The 19,103-nt window shown below is 43.8% G+C and carries 14 protein-coding genes; 13 read left to right on the top strand and 1 reads right to left on the bottom strand.

Annotated features, from left to right (window positions below; all coding sequences use genetic code 11):
- Positions 1-334 precede the first annotated feature (334 nt).
- The 13 genes from AC5JPO_RS04995 to AC5JPO_RS04935 all read left to right on the top strand — a co-directional run bounded on the left by AC5JPO_RS04995 (position 335) and on the right by AC5JPO_RS04935 (position 17,361).
- Positions 335-1,630, top strand: a complete 1,296-nt coding sequence (locus tag AC5JPO_RS04995) for an ATP phosphoribosyltransferase regulatory subunit (RefSeq protein WP_493852519.1) — start codon at positions 335-337, stop codon at positions 1,628-1,630.
- 153 nt (positions 1,631-1,783) lie between these two features.
- Positions 1,784-3,073: an adenylosuccinate synthase gene (locus AC5JPO_RS04990; RefSeq protein WP_319049966.1), complete on the top strand. Its 1,290-nt coding sequence runs from the start codon at positions 1,784-1,786 to the stop codon at positions 3,071-3,073.
- A gap of 281 nt (positions 3,074-3,354) precedes the next feature.
- Entirely contained in the window at positions 3,355-3,786 is a 432-nt protein-coding gene (ndk, locus tag AC5JPO_RS04985; RefSeq protein ID WP_057759031.1) for a nucleoside-diphosphate kinase, read from the top strand.
- A 285-nt stretch (positions 3,787-4,071) separates the two neighbouring features.
- Complete coding sequence (locus tag AC5JPO_RS04980) at positions 4,072-5,169, top strand: RNA-guided endonuclease InsQ/TnpB family protein (protein ID WP_319049967.1); 1,098 nt, start codon at positions 4,072-4,074, stop codon at positions 5,167-5,169.
- Positions 5,170-5,359: 190 nt separating this feature from the next.
- Positions 5,360-6,589 carry a dual-specificity RNA methyltransferase RlmN gene (rlmN, locus tag AC5JPO_RS04975; RefSeq protein WP_493852520.1) on the top strand — a complete coding sequence of 410 codons (1,230 nt, stop codon included), beginning with the start codon at positions 5,360-5,362 and terminating at the stop codon, positions 6,587-6,589.
- A gap of 199 nt (positions 6,590-6,788) precedes the next feature.
- A complete protein-coding gene (gene pilW, locus AC5JPO_RS04970; RefSeq protein ID WP_493852521.1) occupies positions 6,789-7,736 on the top strand; it encodes a type IV pilus biogenesis/stability protein PilW in 948 nt (315 codons plus the stop codon).
- Positions 7,727-8,554: a helix-turn-helix domain-containing protein gene (locus AC5JPO_RS04965; RefSeq protein ID WP_493852522.1), complete on the top strand. Its 828-nt coding sequence runs from the start codon at positions 7,727-7,729 to the stop codon at positions 8,552-8,554. Before pilW ends, AC5JPO_RS04965 begins: the two co-directional genes overlap by 10 nt.
- Positions 8,555-8,663: 109 nt before the next feature.
- Positions 8,664-9,779 carry a flavodoxin-dependent (E)-4-hydroxy-3-methylbut-2-enyl-diphosphate synthase gene (gene ispG / locus AC5JPO_RS04960; RefSeq protein WP_319049972.1) on the top strand — a complete coding sequence of 372 codons (1,116 nt, stop codon included), beginning with the start codon at positions 8,664-8,666 and terminating at the stop codon, positions 9,777-9,779.
- Positions 9,780-9,906: 127 nt separating this feature from the next.
- The gene (gene hisS, locus AC5JPO_RS04955) at positions 9,907-11,196 is read left to right on the top strand and encodes a histidine--tRNA ligase (RefSeq protein ID WP_493852523.1); all 1,290 of its coding nucleotides are present in this window, start codon (positions 9,907-9,909) and stop codon (positions 11,194-11,196) included.
- Between the two features lie 70 nt (positions 11,197-11,266).
- Complete coding sequence (locus AC5JPO_RS04950; protein ID WP_443524700.1) at positions 11,267-12,061, top strand: YfgM family protein; 795 nt, start codon at positions 11,267-11,269, stop codon at positions 12,059-12,061.
- Positions 12,062-12,204: 143 nt separating this feature from the next.
- The gene (bamB, locus tag AC5JPO_RS04945) at positions 12,205-13,425 is read left to right on the top strand and encodes an outer membrane protein assembly factor BamB (RefSeq protein ID WP_493852524.1); all 1,221 of its coding nucleotides are present in this window, start codon (positions 12,205-12,207) and stop codon (positions 13,423-13,425) included.
- Positions 13,426-13,757: 332 nt separating this feature from the next.
- Entirely contained in the window at positions 13,758-15,179 is a 1,422-nt protein-coding gene (der, locus tag AC5JPO_RS04940; RefSeq protein ID WP_319049976.1) for a ribosome biogenesis GTPase Der, read from the top strand.
- Positions 15,180-15,399: 220 nt separating this feature from the next.
- Positions 15,400-17,361: a sensor histidine kinase gene (locus tag AC5JPO_RS04935; protein ID WP_493852525.1), complete on the top strand. Its 1,962-nt coding sequence runs from the start codon at positions 15,400-15,402 to the stop codon at positions 17,359-17,361.
- A gap of 314 nt (positions 17,362-17,675) precedes the next feature.
- Here AC5JPO_RS04935 and AC5JPO_RS04930 read toward each other — a convergent pair whose 3' ends face one another.
- A complete protein-coding gene (locus tag AC5JPO_RS04930) occupies positions 17,676-18,842 on the bottom strand; it encodes a D-alanyl-D-alanine carboxypeptidase family protein (RefSeq protein ID WP_319049978.1) in 1,167 nt (388 codons plus the stop codon).
- Positions 18,843-19,103 lie beyond the last annotated feature (261 nt).

The following is a 19,103-nucleotide window of genomic DNA, read 5'->3' as shown; positions in this document are numbered from 1 at the left end:
TATATCTGCTTTACTTATAAGGCACCATTAGATGCTAATTAGATAACGATTGGATATAATTGTCACTAGGCGAACCTTAAGTGCTATGCTAAACTAAAGCATAAAGTGCCTTGATTATTTGTCGCAATTTTTTAGCGCACAAAGATACTCGTCTTATCATTCAAAATTATACTTATTATTCACCCTTTTGCGGTTACCTGGTTTGTTTATAAATAATTGGGTCAATGATGTTGCGTGTTGAAAAAACACGGCATCAATATTTGACAAAACAACCCTTTGAGTACCGCTTCAGTACCGCGTTTTTGGTAAGCGATACGCCAAACAAGGATTTATTGTGTCTGTTAGTTCTGATTCTACAAAACCTACCCAGCAAAACTCCATAAACGAGACAGCAGCTCAGCCTGCAAAGGACAGCGCTGCATCTAATAGCATGCCCTATCTGAGTGGTTTTGCGAGCGATGTTGCCAACAGCTGGCTATTACCTGATGGGGTAGTCGATGTACTGTTCGAAGATGCGCATAAGCAAGAAGTGCTTAGGCATCAATTGATTGAGCAGCTTATCACTCATGGCTATCAGCTTGTTTGTCCACCGATGCTCGAGTTTACTGAGTCCTTGCTCAGTGATGCATCAGAAGATCTCAAGCGTCAGACCTTTAAGATCATCGATCAGCTGACCGGACGTCTAATGGGTGTGCGTGCTGATATTACGCCGCAGATCTTACGTATAGATGCGCATCATGGCGGTACAGGTATTGCACGTTACTGTTACGTTGGTGATGTGATCCATACCTTACCATCAGGACTGTTTGGCTCGCGTACACCGTTACAGTTAGGTGCTGAAATATTTGGTTGTGAATCACTGACAGCAGATATTGAGCTGATTGATGTGTTGTTTACGATGGTAAATAACTTAAATATGAGCGCCGCGCTTCATATCGATTTGGGTCATGTAGCGATATTTAAGCGCCTAGCTGAATTGGCTGAGTTACCAGATAACGCGACTGAGCGCTTGATGTACCTATATGCCAACAAAAACCTTCCAGAACTCAAGCGCGTCTGCCGTGAGTTGCCGATGGGCGATGATTTTTATGTGTTGGCACGCTTCGGTCATGATATTGCAAACTTGTTGGCCAAATTGTCAGACGCAGCGCAACAAGACAGCCAAATCGCAACCGCTGTGGATGAGCTACAACGTCTAAAATCTCATTTAGAAGATCAGTGGCAGTGCCCAGTCAGTATCGATGTGACCGAGCTATCAGGCTATCACTATCATACGGGTATCGTATTCAACGGCTATATCAATAGTGAGACCCAGCCACTAGTACGTGGTGGTCGCTTTGATGGTATGCAGAGCCAAACGCAAACCTTACGCGCCGCCACCGGCTTTAGTATGGATATCAGTCGCTTGCTCGCTCATACACAGCTTGATGCGCCAACTATTGTACTGGTTGATTTTGGATCACTGGCTGACGCAACTGCAGATGAGACACAAACGCTATCTGTGCAAGTTGAGAGTCTGCGTCAGCAAGGTTATCACGTCACCATGCCATTAAACGCAGATGATCGTCCACATGACGTTACTCATCGACTGGTTATGACGGACAATCAATGGCATCTACAAACTGTTTAGTTGCCAGTTCAATAAATACAATTTATTAAGTACACGTTATTAGAACGCTCAATGGTTCGTTAGATAAAAAGATACAGTAAATAAAGCATGAAGCTATTTTAGCTTTCCGACTGTTATTGCACACACCTCAATACATAAAGGTAAGGATTGATCATGGGTAAGAATGTTGTAGTCTTGGGTAGCCAATGGGGCGACGAAGGTAAGGGTAAAATCGTTGATTTACTTACCGAAAAAGCCTCAGCAGTAGCCCGCTTCCAAGGCGGTCATAATGCTGGTCACACGTTGGTTGTCGATGGCAAAACCACTGTCTTGCATTTGATTCCATCAGGTATCTTGCGTGAAGGCGTTACTTGCTTTATTGGTAATGGCGTGGTGCTCGCACCTGACGCATTACTAAAAGAGATGAAAGAGTTAGAAGACAACAACGTCCCAGTGCGTGAGCGTCTGCGTATCTCTCCAAACTGTCCACTTATCATGCCTTATCACGTGGCACTTGACCAAGCTCGTGAAGCCAAGCGTGGCAGCGGTAAAATTGGTACAACGGGTCGTGGTATCGGTCCTGCCTACGAAGACAAAGTAGCACGCCGTGCAATCAAGCTTGCCGATTTGTTCCGTGACGATCTAGAAGAAAAGCTACGTAACCTCATCGAATATCACAACTTCCAACTGACTGAGTACTACAAAGTTGATGCGATTGATTTTGATGAGACACTCAAGCTATGCCAAGAATGGAAAGAAGAAATCAAAGGTATGGTTACTGATGTCACCGAAGACCTAAATCAATTGCGTCTTGCTGGCAAGAACCTCATGTTTGAAGGTGCTCAAGGTACACTACTTGATATCGATCATGGTACTTATCCGTTTGTGACCAGCTCAAGTGTAACAGCAGGCGGCGTATCAACGGGTACTGGTATCGGTCCATTATACTTAGACTACGTACTTGGTATCACCAAGGCTTACACCACGCGTGTTGGTAGTGGTCCATTCCCAACAGAATTGTTCGATGATGTTGGTGCTCATTTAGCCAAAGTCGGTCATGAATTTGGTGCGACGACTGGCCGTGCGCGTCGCTGTGGTTGGTTCGATGCTGAAGCATTACGCCGTGCCGTGGTGCTGAACTCGATGTCAGGTATCTGCTTAACTAAGCTTGATGTACTAGATGGTCTTGAAGAATTGCTCATCGGCGTGGGTTACAACCTACCTGAGACTGAGTGTGCAGGCGCGCATGATGCTGAATTCTATGAATCAGTAACGCCTAAGTACGAGACTATGCAAGGCTGGAGCGAGTCAACGGTTGGTGTTACTAACTATGACGATCTACCAGAGAATGCAAAAAAATACATCAAACGTATCGAAGCATTGATCGGTTGCCCAGTTGATATCATCTCAACTGGTCCTGATCGCGAAGAGACGATCGTATTACGTGACCCGTATGATGCTTAATTTTTACTATATATCTTAGTGAGTCGTTTTTAGTATTAATAAAAATCCCAGTGCTGAGCATTGGGATTTTTACTTTTTTGCAAGGTATGGTCATAAATTAACCCTATCATTTATAGCCTTAATCATTATAATAGGCAGCAATCCTATGTTGGCACTCAGGTATTAGATTTGACTAACTATGAGTTGGTTCATTCAGCTGAGGTCAATATGGCGGCTAAAGATAAAACAAAGCATTAACTCTTTCATTTTTTATCGAATTTATCATTTATTAGGAGCTTTTCATGGCTAACGAACGTACTTTATCTATCATCAAACCTGACGCAGTTGCTGGCAACCACATCGGCGCTATCTATAGCCGCTTTGAACAAGCTGGTCTAAAAATCGTTGCAGCTAAAATGCTACAACTTGATGACGAAAAAGCAGGTGGTTTCTACGCTGAGCATGCTGAGCGTCCATTTTACAATGACCTAAAATCTTTCATGATGTCAGGTCCAGTATTGGTATCAGTACTAGAAGGCGAAAACGCTATCGCTCAGCACCGTGAAATCATGGGCGCTACTAACCCAAAAGAAGCGGCTGAAGGCACTATCCGTGCTGACTTCGCTAGCAGTATCGATGAAAACGCAGTACATGGTTCAGACTCAGCTGAATCAGCAGCACGTGAAATCAGCTACTTCTTCAGCGATGATGAAGTTTGTGCACGTACGCGCTAATAGCAGCAGTTATTGATATCAGCTACCCTGTAGCATAGTGAGTGTTAATGATTGGTTTTGCAAGACGGCTTATATCTTATGGGTATAGGCCGTTTTAGCTATTTGCTGATGGGCAACTTAGATTATAATAAAGCAATCTAGATTGAAATTATCTGAAGAGTCCCTCATTATAAGTCCTATTTATTCTTACCAAAATCGTCATAAAGTCTTGCAATTTAGGATAGTGATATAAAGACTCACATATCGTCGGTTGATTTCCCTGTCAGATTGCTAAACACTCAAACTATGAAAACACTTAAATTACGCATCAAAAACAAGCACGTCAATCAGCTCAATAAACTGGCTGAGGCGGTTAATTTTGTGTGGAACTATGTAAATGATTTGAGTTTTAAGCATGTGCAACGTACTGGGCGTTTCTTTTCAGCTTACGATATTGCACCGTACACCAAAGGTGCAGGCGAATTTTTAGGTCTGCACAGCCAAACGCTTCAAGCAATCACTGAAACTCATGCTAAAAGCCGAAAACAATTTAAAAGAGCCAAATTAAACTGGCGTACCAATAATCCGAAAGCCAAACGTAGGTCGCTTGGCTGGATCCCTTTTAAGAAATCTGCAATCAGGTATTTGGGTATCAAGAAGGCAGGAAAGAAAAGTCTTAAATCTATAATTCAATTTAGCCTTGCAAAAGGCCAAAAAATTACTATCGACGTCTGGGATAGCTATAACTTATCTTTGTATAACATTAACACCTGTGAGCTCGTACAAGACAGCCGTGGACTATGGTATGCGTGCGTGACTGTTAAAGAGCACTCAAACTTGAAGTGTGGTACTGGTAAGGTTGGTATCGACTTAGGATGTAAAAAAGCGGCAACTACCAGTGATGGCGATACTCTAGCTACCAAGCTAACTTATGAATATGCAGCTAAATTAGGCATTGCTCAACGAGCCAATAATAAAAGGCGTGTCAAAGCGATTCATGCCAAGATAAAAAATACCCGGCAACATCTAATCCATGTTTTCACCAGCAAACTGGTTAAAAACAACAATATAATTATTATTGGTAAACTTCAATCGAGATCATTCATCTCAAGCAAGCTAGCAAAATCTGTTTATGATGCTAGTTGGTTCGAAGTGAAGCGGCAACTGGATTATAAATGCAAGCATGCAGGTTGCCGTTACTTAGAAGTGAATGAAAATTACACAACCCAAACCTGTTCGTGTTGCGGTTCACGCCAAAACAGTCCGAAAGGTAGAAAAGGCTTAGGAATAAGAGAATGGTCTTGTGCTCAGTGTGGCACAACGCATGATAGAGATGTCAATGCGGCAAAGAATATTCTTGCGGTCGGGCTTGACCGTCTAGCAGTAGGAATCTCTTCATTTTAGAGAGGAAGTCAACAATCCCTTATCAGCATCCTCTAATCAGTATCAACGCGTTGTATTGGCATTGGTTGCTCATGAGATAAACGCTACGCTCATAACGGATTGCTCATGCATTCAAGCCATACGTGTGTACGGCAACGCTCATATCAATAATTGCATCGCTTATTAGACTGATGCAAAAAGGTTACCTATTATGTCAACTGTTCAAGCACCAACCCAGCATATACCTGCCAAGCTTACTGATAGCATCAAATTAGTAGATGAGGCACATGCCAAAACCAACCTACTCGGCATGACCCAAGCGCAGCTGGCTGATTACTTCAAAAGTATCGGCGAAAAACCTTTTCGTGCTACTCAGGTTGTTAAATGGATCTATCAGCATGGGGTTACCGACTTTGAGCAAATGACCAATTTGAGTAAATCATTGCGCGATAAGTTGTCACTTAATGCTTGCGTGGTACCGCCAAAGGTTATTCATCGCCAATACAGCGATGATGGTACACGTAAGTGGGTGTTTGAAGTGACGGGCGGCTCACTGGTTGAGACGGTGTTGATTCCAGCAGATGACAGTAAGCTAAATGGCCGTAAGACGCTATGTGTGTCTTCACAAGTCGGCTGTGCGCTTGATTGTAGTTTTTGTAGTACGGGTAAGCAGGGTTTTGAGCGCGATTTGAGTGCCGCTGAGATTATTGGACAGCTATGGGTTGCCAATGCCTCATATATGACTGACGAAAACGAAAGCTTAGAAAATGTCGATCACAGTCTATGGGAAAACAATGTCACCAACGTCGTCATGATGGGTATGGGTGAGCCGCTATTAAACTATAAGCCAGTGGTTGGCTCAATGGAATTGATGCTCAGCGATCATGCTTATGGGTTATCAAAGCGCCGTGTGACTTTATCAACATCAGGTGTCGTTCCCAAAATGTATCAACTTGCCCAAGACATCGATGTGGCATTAGCGATCTCATTGCACGCGCCAAACGATGAGCTGCGTAATGAGCTGGTACCAATAAACAAAAAGTACCCGCTAGATGAGCTGATTGCCGCTGCAAAAAACTACGTCTATGATGTTAATCCACGTCACAAAAAGCACGTCACCATTGAGTATGTGATGCTCGATGGGGTCAACGACAGCAATGAACATGCGCATCAGTTGGTCGCACTATTAGACGGTCTACCAAGTAAGATCAATCTTATCCCGTTCAATCCGTTCCCACACGCGCCATATGATAAGTCGAGCAACAACCGTATTCATGCGTTTAGTAATATACTTAGCGAAGCTGGATTTGTCTGTACTATTCGCCAAACGCGCGGCGATGATATCGACGCGGCTTGTGGTCAGTTGGTTGGACAAGTGGCTGATCGTACCAGACGTTCGGCTGCATGGCAGCAAAGCATCAAGGATCGTGAAAACGGTTGATATATAAATCATAGGTGTTCTTAACGTAGATGCTTAACTGTCATTTGTCTGTCGCAACGGTAACGAAAATGTATCAATAACGCTCGAGACTGAAGAGCACAGCAATTAATAACAACTAAATTGTACTTATAGGGGTTAAATCTATTAAACTGATGCTCGATGACCAAATGCATTGAACCACAGTTTTATGATGGCGGCTATGATGACTTCTAAAAATTCTTGTCAGTTTGAACCTAACAAACCATTTTTTAAACGTTACAAGCAGATAGGCGCGATGACGACTCATGTCAATGTATCGAAGAATGTACCGAAACAAATGTTGTTTGTGGCTGTGCTCGCAGGATCATTATTAAGTGGTTGTCAGAGCACGCCAAGTAATGATCTGACAGGTGGTACAGTCTATCAAACCTCTACGGGCGCAAGCGGTGATCGCAATTCAGACCAACAAGAAGTTGCACGTGTGCGCACCTCACTGGCGGCACAATATATCCGTAAAAATGAGCTGGATGCGGCGCAGCGTCAGCTCGAAAAAGCCTTTACTGCCGATAGCCGTTACGCGCCAGCCTATGATATGATGGGCGTTTTGTTGCAACAAGAAGGCAGCCGCATCAATCTTGCAAAAGCCGATCAGTACTTCAAAAAAGCAATCGCGCTAGACAAAGATTTTGTGCAAGCACACAATAATTATGGTGTTTACTTGTCACAGGCGAAGCGCTATCGCGAGGCGGCAGAGCAGTTCGAGATTGCAGGCGCATCATTAGGCTATGAAGGCCGTATCGGTGCATTAGAAAATCTAGGGCGCACATACCTTCAGCTGGGTGATAACAGCGCTGCTGCTAAAGCGTTCCTGCGAGCGCTTGATGGTAACCGCAATAGCATCATCGCCCATATTGAATTGGTTGATTTGTTGCTTGAACAACAGCGCGTACCTCAGGCTCAAAGATTATATGATGAGACATTGATATTGGTGCAAGGGCAGGGCATCAGCCCCCGCTTACTCCTACAAGGTATCAAACTTGCGGCAGCACAAAAAAACACGACAACGCGCCAGCAATTGGCCCAGCAGCTTTTATCTGCTTATCCACTGAGCGATGAAGCGAAACAACTTAAGACTTGGCTTAACAATCCAGAGGCACCATGGAAATGACCACCCCATCATCGAACACTCAATCTAACGCTCAGGGATCATTTGGTGCCATGTTGCAGCAAGCCCGAAAAACTAAGCAAGTCAGTTTAGATGAGGCGGCTGCCGAGTTATTTATTTTAAAACGCCATCTAGAGGCATTAGAGAGCGAGAACTTCTCTGAACTACCACAAGCCACATTTGCTCGTGGCTTTGCCATCAACTATGCCAAATACTTAGGTCTGGATTCAGCCAAAATCGCAAGTAGCTTCGATGCCGCCTATCCTAATGAGCTTAAAGCCAAGTCAGTAAATAACACGGATACGCCACTGCGACCAATGGGAACATTGCAGCGTGATACGCATAGTCGTATCCGTTTCAATCCACTATTGATCATCGGTGTGATTGGACTCATTATTTTGGCGATATTTTTATTCCGTATGGTGAGTAATGCGAGTAAAGAAAATAACCAAGAGCCTGTCGCTGCTGTGGAAGATGTATCAGCCATAGAGCAAGCGCAGGGGGCCGCGATTAATATTGATAATGATGCCAGTAGCGTTGGCGCTTCTGGCTCTGCGCTGAATCTGGGTGATGCCAATGCTAGTACAGCTTTTTTGAATGTTAAGTTGAGCGATGATGCCGTAGTTAGTATCACTGATGCCTCTGGCAATAATCTGATTAGCGGGGACCAGACAGCTGGCGACTATGATCTATCAGGTATGCCACCATTCGATGTGCAAATCGATAATATCGATAATGTCAGCTTGATGCTTAACCAAGAAACGGTCGCTTTAGAGACTTATGCAACTGATAAGCAAGCGACTTTTGAGTTAACGCCTTAATTGTTGATGAAAGGTTTGATTGCCTGTTTTCGCTAAAGTGGTCACATGTGCAAGCTCGTTTATATATACAAGCCAGTGGCTTTTTTATTTTTGATTCAAGGATTTATGTATGTCAATGCCATCACCTATCAACCGTCGTTTGACCAAAAAAATCTATGTGGGTGATGTTGCAATTGGTGGTGATGCGCCAATCAGTGTGCAGAGCATGACCAATACTGACACCTGTGATGTGGCCGCAACGGTCGCCCAAATTGAGCGCTGTGTTGAAGCTGGCGCTGATCTAATGCGGGTGTCAACGCCAACGATGGACACGGTAAAAGCCTTTGGCGAGATTCGCAAACTTGTGAGCGTGCCTCTCATTGCGGACGTACATTTCGATCATAAAATCGCCCTAGCAGTTGCTGAAGCAGGCGCTGATTGCTTACGTATCAACCCTGGTAACATCGGTAGCGATGCCAAGGTGCGTGAAGTGGTTGCTTGTGCTAAACATCATAATATTCCTATCCGTATTGGCGTCAATGCAGGCTCTCTAGAAAAAGACATTCAGCGCAAATATACTGAGCCAACTGGGGAGGCGATGCTTGAGTCAGCGATGCGCCATATCGATATTTTAGAGCGCCTTAACTTTGATCAGTACAAAGTATCTGTCAAAGCCAGTAATGTGTTTTTGACATTGGATGCTTATCGTCTGATATCAGCACAAATTGATAATCCACTTCATCTTGGGGTAACCGAAGCTGGGGTATATCGTACTGGTGCGGTAAAGTCTGCAATTGCCCTTGGTGGTCTCTTATTAGACGGTATTGGTGATACTATTCGCATCTCTTTAGCTGCCGAGCCTGAAGAAGAGATTAAGATTGGTTTTGATATCTTAAAATCGCTGAATATCCGTTCAAATGGTGTCAACTTTATTGCTTGCCCAAGTTGCTCACGTCAAGAGTTTGATGTGATTAGAGTGATGACAGCGTTAGAGTCGCGTTTAGAAGATATCCGTGAACCGATGGATTTATCCGTCATCGGCTGCAAAGTAAACGGTCCAGGAGAAGCAAAAGAGGCAGATATTGGTATCGTTGGCGCCGCACCAAGATCGCTAGTCTATCGTATGGGCGAAAAAAGCCATCTTATTGATACCGACAATTTGGTCGATGAAATAGAAAGCATGGTTCGTGCTCACGCAGAAGACTTGGCAAAAAAGCGCGAAAACGAAATCATTCGCGTAAGATAGGCCAGTGTGTTGATATATGTTTCAAACTGATACACAACGTCAAGTAGTTAAGTTAAAACACAATGAACATTTAGATAGACAACAACAATAGATATACCTGTTAAATTTTTAAGGATACGACCGTACCATGATCAAAGCTATTAAAGGGTTCAATGATATTTTGCCTGATCAATCAGCAAAATGGCTACATCTAGAAGCAATATTGGCTGATGTACTTGGTAGATATGGTTACGAGCATATCCGCCTGCCTATCGTTGAGCAGACTGATCTGTTTGCACGTGCCATTGGCGGCGCTACTGATATCGTCGAAAAAGAGATGTATAGCTTTACGGATAAGTCTGAGCCGCCCACACCTTTGACGCTACGTCCTGAAGGTACGGCAGGCGCAGTACGCGCTGTCATCGAGCATAATCTACTGCGCGGTGACACTCCTAAGCTTTGGTACATCGGTCCAATGTTTCGCTATGAGCGTCCGCAAAAAGGCCGCTATCGTCAGTTTCATCAGTTGGGTGTCGAGAGCTTTGGTAGTGCGTTACCAGACGCTGACGCTGAACTGATTGCGATGACCCATCTAATGTGGCAAGAGTTGGGTCTAAAAAATGAGATGCATTTGCAGCTTAATAGCTTAGGTGAGAGTGATGAGCGTTATGCTTATCGCGAAGCATTGGTCGCTTATTTAACTGACAAAAAAGATCAGTTGGATGAAGACAGTCAGCGCCGTTTGACGACCAATCCGCTACGTATCCTAGATAGTAAAGAGGCGAGTACACAAGCACTGTTGGCAGACGCGCCAAAGCTGGCAGAATTCTTGGGTACAGAGAGTAAAGCGCACTTTGAGCAAGTTCAGTCATACTTAACAACACTTGGCATCAATTTTGAAATTAACCCGCATCTGGTACGCGGGCTTGATTACTATAACAAAACGGTCTTTGAATGGGTAACGGACAAGTTAGGTAGCCAGGCGACAGTTTGTGCCGGTGGTCGTTATGACGGTCTGATCGGACAGTTAAAGTCTACGGGCACTGATGGTAGCAAGCCGGTAAAATCTGAACCAGGCGTTGGTTTTGCGATGGGGCTTGAGCGCTTGTTGTTACTTATAGAAGCGGTTGCACCAATTGCTGATGTACCTGCTTGTGATGTGTTCGTTGTCGCTCACCCAGAGGTTTATGGTGCTGGTGTTGATTATGCACAACGTTTACGCTACAGTCGCCCAGATGTACGTGTAAAAATGGCAAGTGCCACAAGCTTAAAAGCACAAATGAAAAAAGCAGATAAGTCAGGTGCTGCATTGACGGTCATTATTGCGCAGCAAGAGCTAGATGATAATACAATCAGTGTTAAAGACATGCAGACAGGTGAGCAGCAAACGGTCGTACAAGACTGGTTATCGAGCAAAGACAACTTTTCTCGTAGCTAATCATCTTGTCATACCGTTGTTTTGATTTTGGTATCAGTAAATTAATGTACATTTTATCAGGTAAATATATATGGCTCTGACCCCCAACTCGCCGAATGCAGACAACTCCATGCAAGCACTAAAGCAGTATGGCAGTTATATCGTCACTGCGATTTTGTTGGCGCTGGCCGCTTATTTTGGCTGGACATACTGGCAGAATAACCATGCGCGCGTAGATACGGTCGCCGCCGATCAATACGCAGATATCCAGCGATTGAATGAAGAGGTCAGCATCGCATCGCAGAACCCAGATCTAGAAGCACAAGCGCAAGAAGCTCTGGCACAGAGCCGTACACAATTAGACGAGAATATTGATGCATTAGTAAGCACCCATGGCGACTCAGTTTATGCGTGGCAAGCACTAATGATTAAGGCTCGCCAGCAAGTAGATAGCGATGACTTCACTGCAGCAGCTGAGACGCTCAAGCAAGCACTCGCAATTGACTTGGGGGATGCGGGGTTAGAGGCGATTACTCGTCTGCGTTATGCCAAGACATTACTGGCTACTGGGGACGCAGATGCAGCTTTATCAGAAGCCAATAACGATATGCCAAGCTCGTTTGAAGCCAGTCAGCAAGAATTACTAGGTGATATTTATTTGGTTCAAGACAACAAAGACTCAGCGATTAAGTCTTACAATAATGCTTGGGAGCTGTTACGTAGCCGTCAAGAAACGCGTGCAGTATTGGCATTAAAAATGGAAAGTCTAGGTATCACGCCTGAGCCTATCGCAGAGCAAGCGAGTCTTGTTCAAGAGTCAGCGACTCCTGAACAGCCATTAGTGGTTGATAGCTCAGAAAGTGTGGCCGTTGAGACGGTACAGTAAATAGGATTGTATTGAACGATAACACTAATAGTAGTCGCTTAAATAATAGTTAGTAGTCGCTCAAAAACTTTTAAATAAGATTACTAATGTGCGGTTAGCCAATGTACTAATTAATAATAATTCATCTGTAGTGAGAACGTATAATGACCCAATCTATTCGCGCAAGCAAAATGTTAAGTACCAGGTTCAGTACTAAGACTGTCAAAAAGACAGTCATGCATGTAGCAGTACTTGCTGTGATGAGCACTGCAGTGATAGGGTGTACTCGCGGTATCAAGCCCGTAGTCAATGACCCAGTAAAGTTAGTACAAATTGCGCAGCCAATCAGCGTGCTACAGCCAGTATTTAGCACTGACGTGGGCAATAAAAAAGCCAGTAAAAAAGACCCACTAGATTTGCAGGTTGGTTATGCCAATGGGCAAGTCGTTACTGCCTCACGCGGTGGCGACTTAATAGGCTTTAATCAAGCAGGTGAGCGCTTGTGGTCAATAAACGTTGGTGATCAAATTACAGGCGGCGTTGCTTTAGACGCGCTCAGTCAAACTGCTGTTATCAGTACTCGCAGTGGTCAAATTATGGCATTTGATAGTGCTACGGGCGCCAAACGCTGGCAGCAACAGTTATCAGGGTCGGTCTTGTCTTCTGCATTGATCAGTAATAATCGTGTGGTGCTATCAGCAAATGATGGTTTCTTGCATGGCTTGTCACTACAGACGGGTCAATCAGTATGGCAGTTTGCGACCCAAGTACCAGCCATTAGCGTTCGCGGTAGTGCAGCACCGACTTTATTAGATAATGAAACAGCATTGTTGTCTACTGCTGATGGTCGTCTGCATGCGATTACCGTTGATAATGGCTTACCGCAGTGGTCAAGACGTGTCGGTATCGGTTCTGGTAGTAGTGAAGTTGAGCGCATGAGCGATGTCGATGGCACGCCAATTGTAGATAAGCAGCAGATGTTTGCCATTAGTTATAGCGGACAGCTACTAGGTATTGATTTGGCTTCACGTCAAGTAATGTTCGTCAACGAGCTTGCAAGTCTCAAGTCGCTTGCCGTGAATGCTCAACAAGTTATTGCGACTGGTTTGGATGGCAATGTGGTCGCTTACGATCGCAATAGTGGCGAGACGTTATGGGAAAGTAAAGCGCTAGCGTATCGTGATCTAACCAACCCTGTCATGATTGGTAATTATATTGCAGTTGGTGATTTCGATGGTGTGGTGCATTTATTTGATCCTGCGACTGGCGATATTGTTAGTCGCGTGGAGACAAAAGGCGCACTGACCAACCTGCAAGTACAGGGCAGCCGCCTTATGACTCAAAGTACATCAGGACAAGTGGCTATTTGGCAGCTGGTGCGTTAGTCAGTCAACTGAGTTATTATTATTTTAGAACACAAACGCTGCTTGGTCAGCGTTTAGTGCTTTGTGTAAATCGCTTGTTTATAGACAGGCTTTCGCGTACTCTATGCGACCGATGCGCTAGCCATGTATACTGTATATCGTTTAGTCATTCCAGATATTTTTTAAAACTACGATTATTTTTGATTGTAAGATAGCTATCTACTATTTTTGCTATTGTTTTATTATTCATTTTAATTTGCGGTTAAGTACAGCCTATTCGCTGCTATTGTTATGTTGCTGGTTATAAGAACAGCTGTGCTGTCCGTCATTGTGCCTTTCACTGAGAGTAACCCATGAGTATCAAGCCTGTGGTCGCCTTAATTGGTCGTCCAAACGTCGGTAAATCCACCTTATTTAATCAGTTCACAAAGAGTCGGCAGGCATTGGTCGCTGATTTGTCAGGATTGACTCGTGACCGTCAATACGGTGACGCGACCTATGAAGACAAATCTTTCATCGTTGTGGATACTGGTGGTATTGGTGAAGCGGACGATGGTAGCGGTAATATTGACGACTATATGTCTGAGCAGTCGCATACTGCGATTCATGAAGCAGATATTATTGTATTCGTTGTTGATGCCCGTGCTGGTATGATTGGCGCTGATGCCGAAATTGGCAAGTTTTTGCACACGTTAGGCAAGCCTGTTTATGTCGTTGCCAACAAAGTTGATGGTGTTCATGACGCCGCGCCTGCCGAATTCTATGCATTAGGATTGGGTGAGCCTTACCCGATGGCCGCCAGTCATGGTCGCGGTGTGGGTAACTTACTCGAAATCTTAACGGCTGATATGCCTGAGCAAGAAAACATTGTAGAGCCAAGAGGCTTAAAGCTTGCGATTATCGGTCGTCCAAACGTCGGTAAATCAACCCTAGTGAACCGTTTGCTGGGTGAAGACCGAGTAGTGGTGTACGATATGCCAGGTACCACACGTGATAGTATTTACATCCCTTATCAGCGCGAAGGCAGAGACTACGTATTGATTGATACTGCTGGTGTGCGTCGCCGCGGTAAAATTGATGAAAAAGTAGAGAAGTTCTCCGTCATCAAGACGTTGCAAGCAATCGAAGACTCTAATGTGACTGTGATTGTGATTGATGCGCACGAAGGTATCGTTGACCAAGACTTACACATGATTGGTTACGCCTTGGATGCTGGTCGCGCTTTGGTAGTAGCGATCAATAAATGGGACGGCCTGACGCCAGATCAAAGAGATTACATCAAGCTTGAGATGGATCGTCGTTTTAACTTTATTCCCTACGTAAAAGTGCATTTAATATCAGCGCTTCATGGCACTGGCGTTGGCAATCTATACCCCTCTATTTTGCGTGCGTATAAGTCTTCAATGTTTGAAGTATCAACCAATCGCTTGACGCAAATCTTGCAAGATGCGGTTACGGCCAATCCGCCACCAACTGTTGCTGGTCGTCGTATCAAGTTGCGCTATGCGCACATTGGTGGTCACAATCCACCAGTTATTGTTATCCATGGTAACCAGACAAGTGCGCTTCCTAAGAGCTATCAGCGTTATTTAGAGAACCAATTCCGTCAGGTGTTCAAACTTGAAGGCACACCGCTCAATGTTATTTTCAAGCAAAATGACAACCCATATGCTAATAAAAGCGATACGCCAACCAAGGCAAAAACCCAGCAGTTGCGCCAACGTGAGCGTAATCGTGCAAAGAAATTCACCACAAAAGACAAAAAGTCTCGTTAGTAACTTTTTATCTAACCCTTCTGTTTGATTCATTGCGTTGTCTAACAGTTACTCATTTTACCGTGTCACTATACACGGTAAAATGAGTATCAAGCATTATTTAGCAATGATGCTGCATCCGTCCGGTCAACGCAGTCATAAATTACCTCAATCTTTCGCTTATAACATCTCCCAAATACCTGTACTATAAGTAAAAGTTTTCTTTACTCAGTAGAGTGATATGAACAACCGTTCGTCTCAAACCATTTCTATGCTTATCTGGCGCTCTGTTGGGCAGGCCGTAACTTTGGCCGTGCTAGCAGGATTTGTGCTGCCTTTTAGTTATGGGTTGGTGCATCATTACCAAGAAAAGCAGCAGCATATCCAGCAGTTGGCTTCGCTATTGACGACCAGTGCATCGACAGCAGATGGTGCAGATATTGTGGCTGATCAAGTCAATGTTTTGCTAGAAAACGAACCTACGATTCAAAGTATTGTCTTCTATTCAACCTCTAAACCGATCAGCGATGTGAACCAGTCCCTTGATGACTGGCGAAATGCTTTATTTGCCGATACTGTCAGCTTTAATTATCCAGTCGTGAGTAAGTATGAAGATGACAATGAGGCAGGTGCTGATAATGCAGCATCTGACCGACAAATAGCCAGCACTTTGTCAGAAAGTATGGCGAACGCGCCAAGTACGAGTCAGTTGACTGATGACTCTGCCAAAAACAGTGCGCTGATTGGCTATATCAACATTACAATGGACGTAAAGTTGCTACGGCTGCACTGGTTCCAAAGTGTCTTATGGTTATGGCTCACAACCGTCGTACTGATTGTTATATTTGCTTTATATATCTTTAGAAAGCTTAACTGGCCTGTCAAAGATATCGAAGCATTGACAGATATTTGCCAAACCATCACAAAAAACTCAGAGTTAGAGCAGCTACCGATCATCCCGCAGCGCTTCAATTTCCAAGAGCTTACGCAAATAAAAAAAGCATTAGTCATACTATTTGGTCGACTACAAGAGGCCAAAATAGGGTATGAGACATTAGCGGCTTTTGAGCAGCAGCTACATAACAAGGATGTCTCGCTTGATGTACAGCTGCATAATTTCCAGAGCATGATCACCCATGAGCTAAAAACATCGCTCAATGCGATTGTGGGTGGCCTGCAGTTGTTGGATTATGAGAGTCTAACCAGAGAGCAGAAAGATGCTGTTGAAATTATCAGTGATGGTAGTGATAAATTGGTCTTATCGCTCGACCATATTATTCAGCTCAATCAGATACAAAAGGGTCAAATAAGGATTCATACCAACGAATTTAATCCGCTACAATTAATCTCTGATCTATTAGTGAAATTTGAGCCTATTGCCAGTCAAAAAGGCTTAGAGCTTATTAGCAATATCCATCACATAGACTATAGCTTGCATGGGGATTCGGCCAAAATTCAACAGATACTATCGATCCTGCTCAATAACGCTATCAAGTTTACCCCTACCGGACAGGTGATTATATCGTCGCAATTGACTCATTTTGATAAGAGTAATCGCTGGAAAATCAGCGTAAAAGATACCGGTATCGGTATCGATAGCGATCATATTGAAGATATCTTCAATCCGTTTTTTCAGGTGGACTCATCACAAACACGTCAATATGAAGGCTCAGGTATAGGTTTGCCTGTTGTGAAGCAAATGGCGCAGCTTATGGGCGCTACAATCGAAGTTGATAGTACATTGGGCTTGGGTACTGAGTTTACGCTTACTGTAGCAATGCCAAACCAGCAGCAGTCCCGTCAGCAGCGCCTTTTATCTGGACTGACTATTGTTTATTACTACTATCAGGAGGCAGGTGCTCTATTAAGTGAGCTGGAGTATCTAGGAGCTACTATTATTTGTCACCAGTGTCCGCAGCAGGTGATAAATGAGGTTAGAACCCAAAAAGTTGATATGGTGATGTTTGCTGAGGATGTATTTGTAGAGAAAGCTGAGCTGCTAGCCAAGAGTATTCGTCAGTACGAAAGTGAAGAGGGTACGCAGCGCACTCTATTGGTATATTGGTATCCACCGCACCGAGCGCGCTATGTTGACAGTTTTGAATACGGACTAAAAGCAGCTGGCATTGACTACTGCCACAGTTCCAATTATAAAGATAAGGCATTGAGCGATTTATTAAAGCGCTGGTTGGTATGGACGTAATGCGACAGCTCAATACGTGATTGGCTCTGTCAAAGTGATATGGTGTGCTCGGTAGTACGCTAGATATAATTAACCAGCAATAGTCTCGTATAGAGTTTCCTACCGCTACTATGTTTGCTAGCGATTAAGCAAACGTTTTTCTAGTACAAAAAAAGACGCCCAATTTTGAGGCGTCTTTTTTGTTAACGGGTCTTTACTGATTCATACGTTGTTAGCGTTATTATTTATGTTGTTATCTATAAAGAGAGCAACTTCTAAAAGAATAAAGTATGTCCTATAAAGATAAACTACGCTCTATAAAGACAGATTAACGCTTAAAAAAGATTCTTTGCCCAGCGTACAACATGTTGCCAAGTACGGCTGAAGAATCCCGACTGTTCGATATCACTGGTCGCGATAACAGGAACGGACGCCACCGCTTTACCATCAATAACCGCCATCATCTTACCGATTTCTTGACCTTTTTTGATAGGTGCTTCTAAACTCTCAGGAATATCAACTACCGTAGTGATTTTATTCTTTTGTGTTTTGCTGGTTAGGATCTGTAAATTATCGCCAGTAGCCAGCTCTATCTCATCTGCTTCCCCAAACCATACTGGGATTTTGCTGACAAACTGACCAGCAGGTGCTTTGGTGACTGTAGTGAAGTGACCAAAACCCCAATTGAGTAGTTCACGCGATTGATCCGCACGCGCTTGTTGGCTCTTAGTGCCCATAATGACAGAAATTAGACGCATACCGTCGCGGTTACTAGAGGCCACTAAGCAATAGCCTGCAGCATCCGTATGACCTGTTTTTAGACCATCAACAGTTGGGTCAGTGATGAGTAGAGCGTTACGGTTACCTTGGGTGATGCCATTGTAGGTAAACTCTTTTTCGGCATAAATACTATAGTAATCGCCACTATTTTTGATAATAGCGCGGGCAAGTTTAGACAAATCTAAGGCTGATGCTAAATGACCCTCATCAGGCATACCGGTTGCATTGACGAAGTTGGTATTTTCCATACCAATCTTCTGCGCCTGCTCATTCATCAAAATAGCAAAAGATGTTTCGCTACCAGCAATATGCTCAGCCATTGCTTTTGAAGCATCATTACCTGATTGAATGATGATACCGCGTAGCATGTCGATAACGCTGGCTGTCTTATTAACTGGAACATACATACAAGACTGGCTGCTACTACCACGGCACCATGCATTTGGACTCATGAGCACTTGGTCGTCTTCTTTGAGGTCACCCGATGCTAGGCGCTGCTCAATGATGTAACTGGTCATCATCTTGGTTAGGGACGCTGGCGGTAGCGCTTCATTAGCATTCTTTTGAGCCAAAATCTCACCAGTATTATAATCCATCAATACATAGGCGGTATTATCCATCTCAGGTGGCTGTATGGCTGCGTTTGCCATCACTGCACTCATTGAGATACTTACACCCACTACCAACTGTACCAGCTGATTTTTCACACGCTTTACTGTCATATATCGTTACACCGCATCATGGAACCAAATGTATCTATCGCTTATGCTCAGTACCAATTTTCATATATTATTTTAGGCAATATACCTTAGACATCATGTCTAAAATCATGTATCTACAAAAATAGGGACGACGGCACGATAGACATAAAATTAACGCCTTATCTTAGCAAAATGCCAACCGATGGGGAATCGATAAATGCAAAAAAGTAAGACAAGAATAAAAAGAAAAATGAATACTAATCAAGTGCTTGCTTTTGTTGA

The sequence above is a fragment of the Psychrobacter sp. H25 genome, from assembly GCF_059076335.1.
The sequence above is the reverse complement of the archived record's forward strand: the minus strand, read 5'-3'. Positions and strand labels throughout refer to the sequence as shown.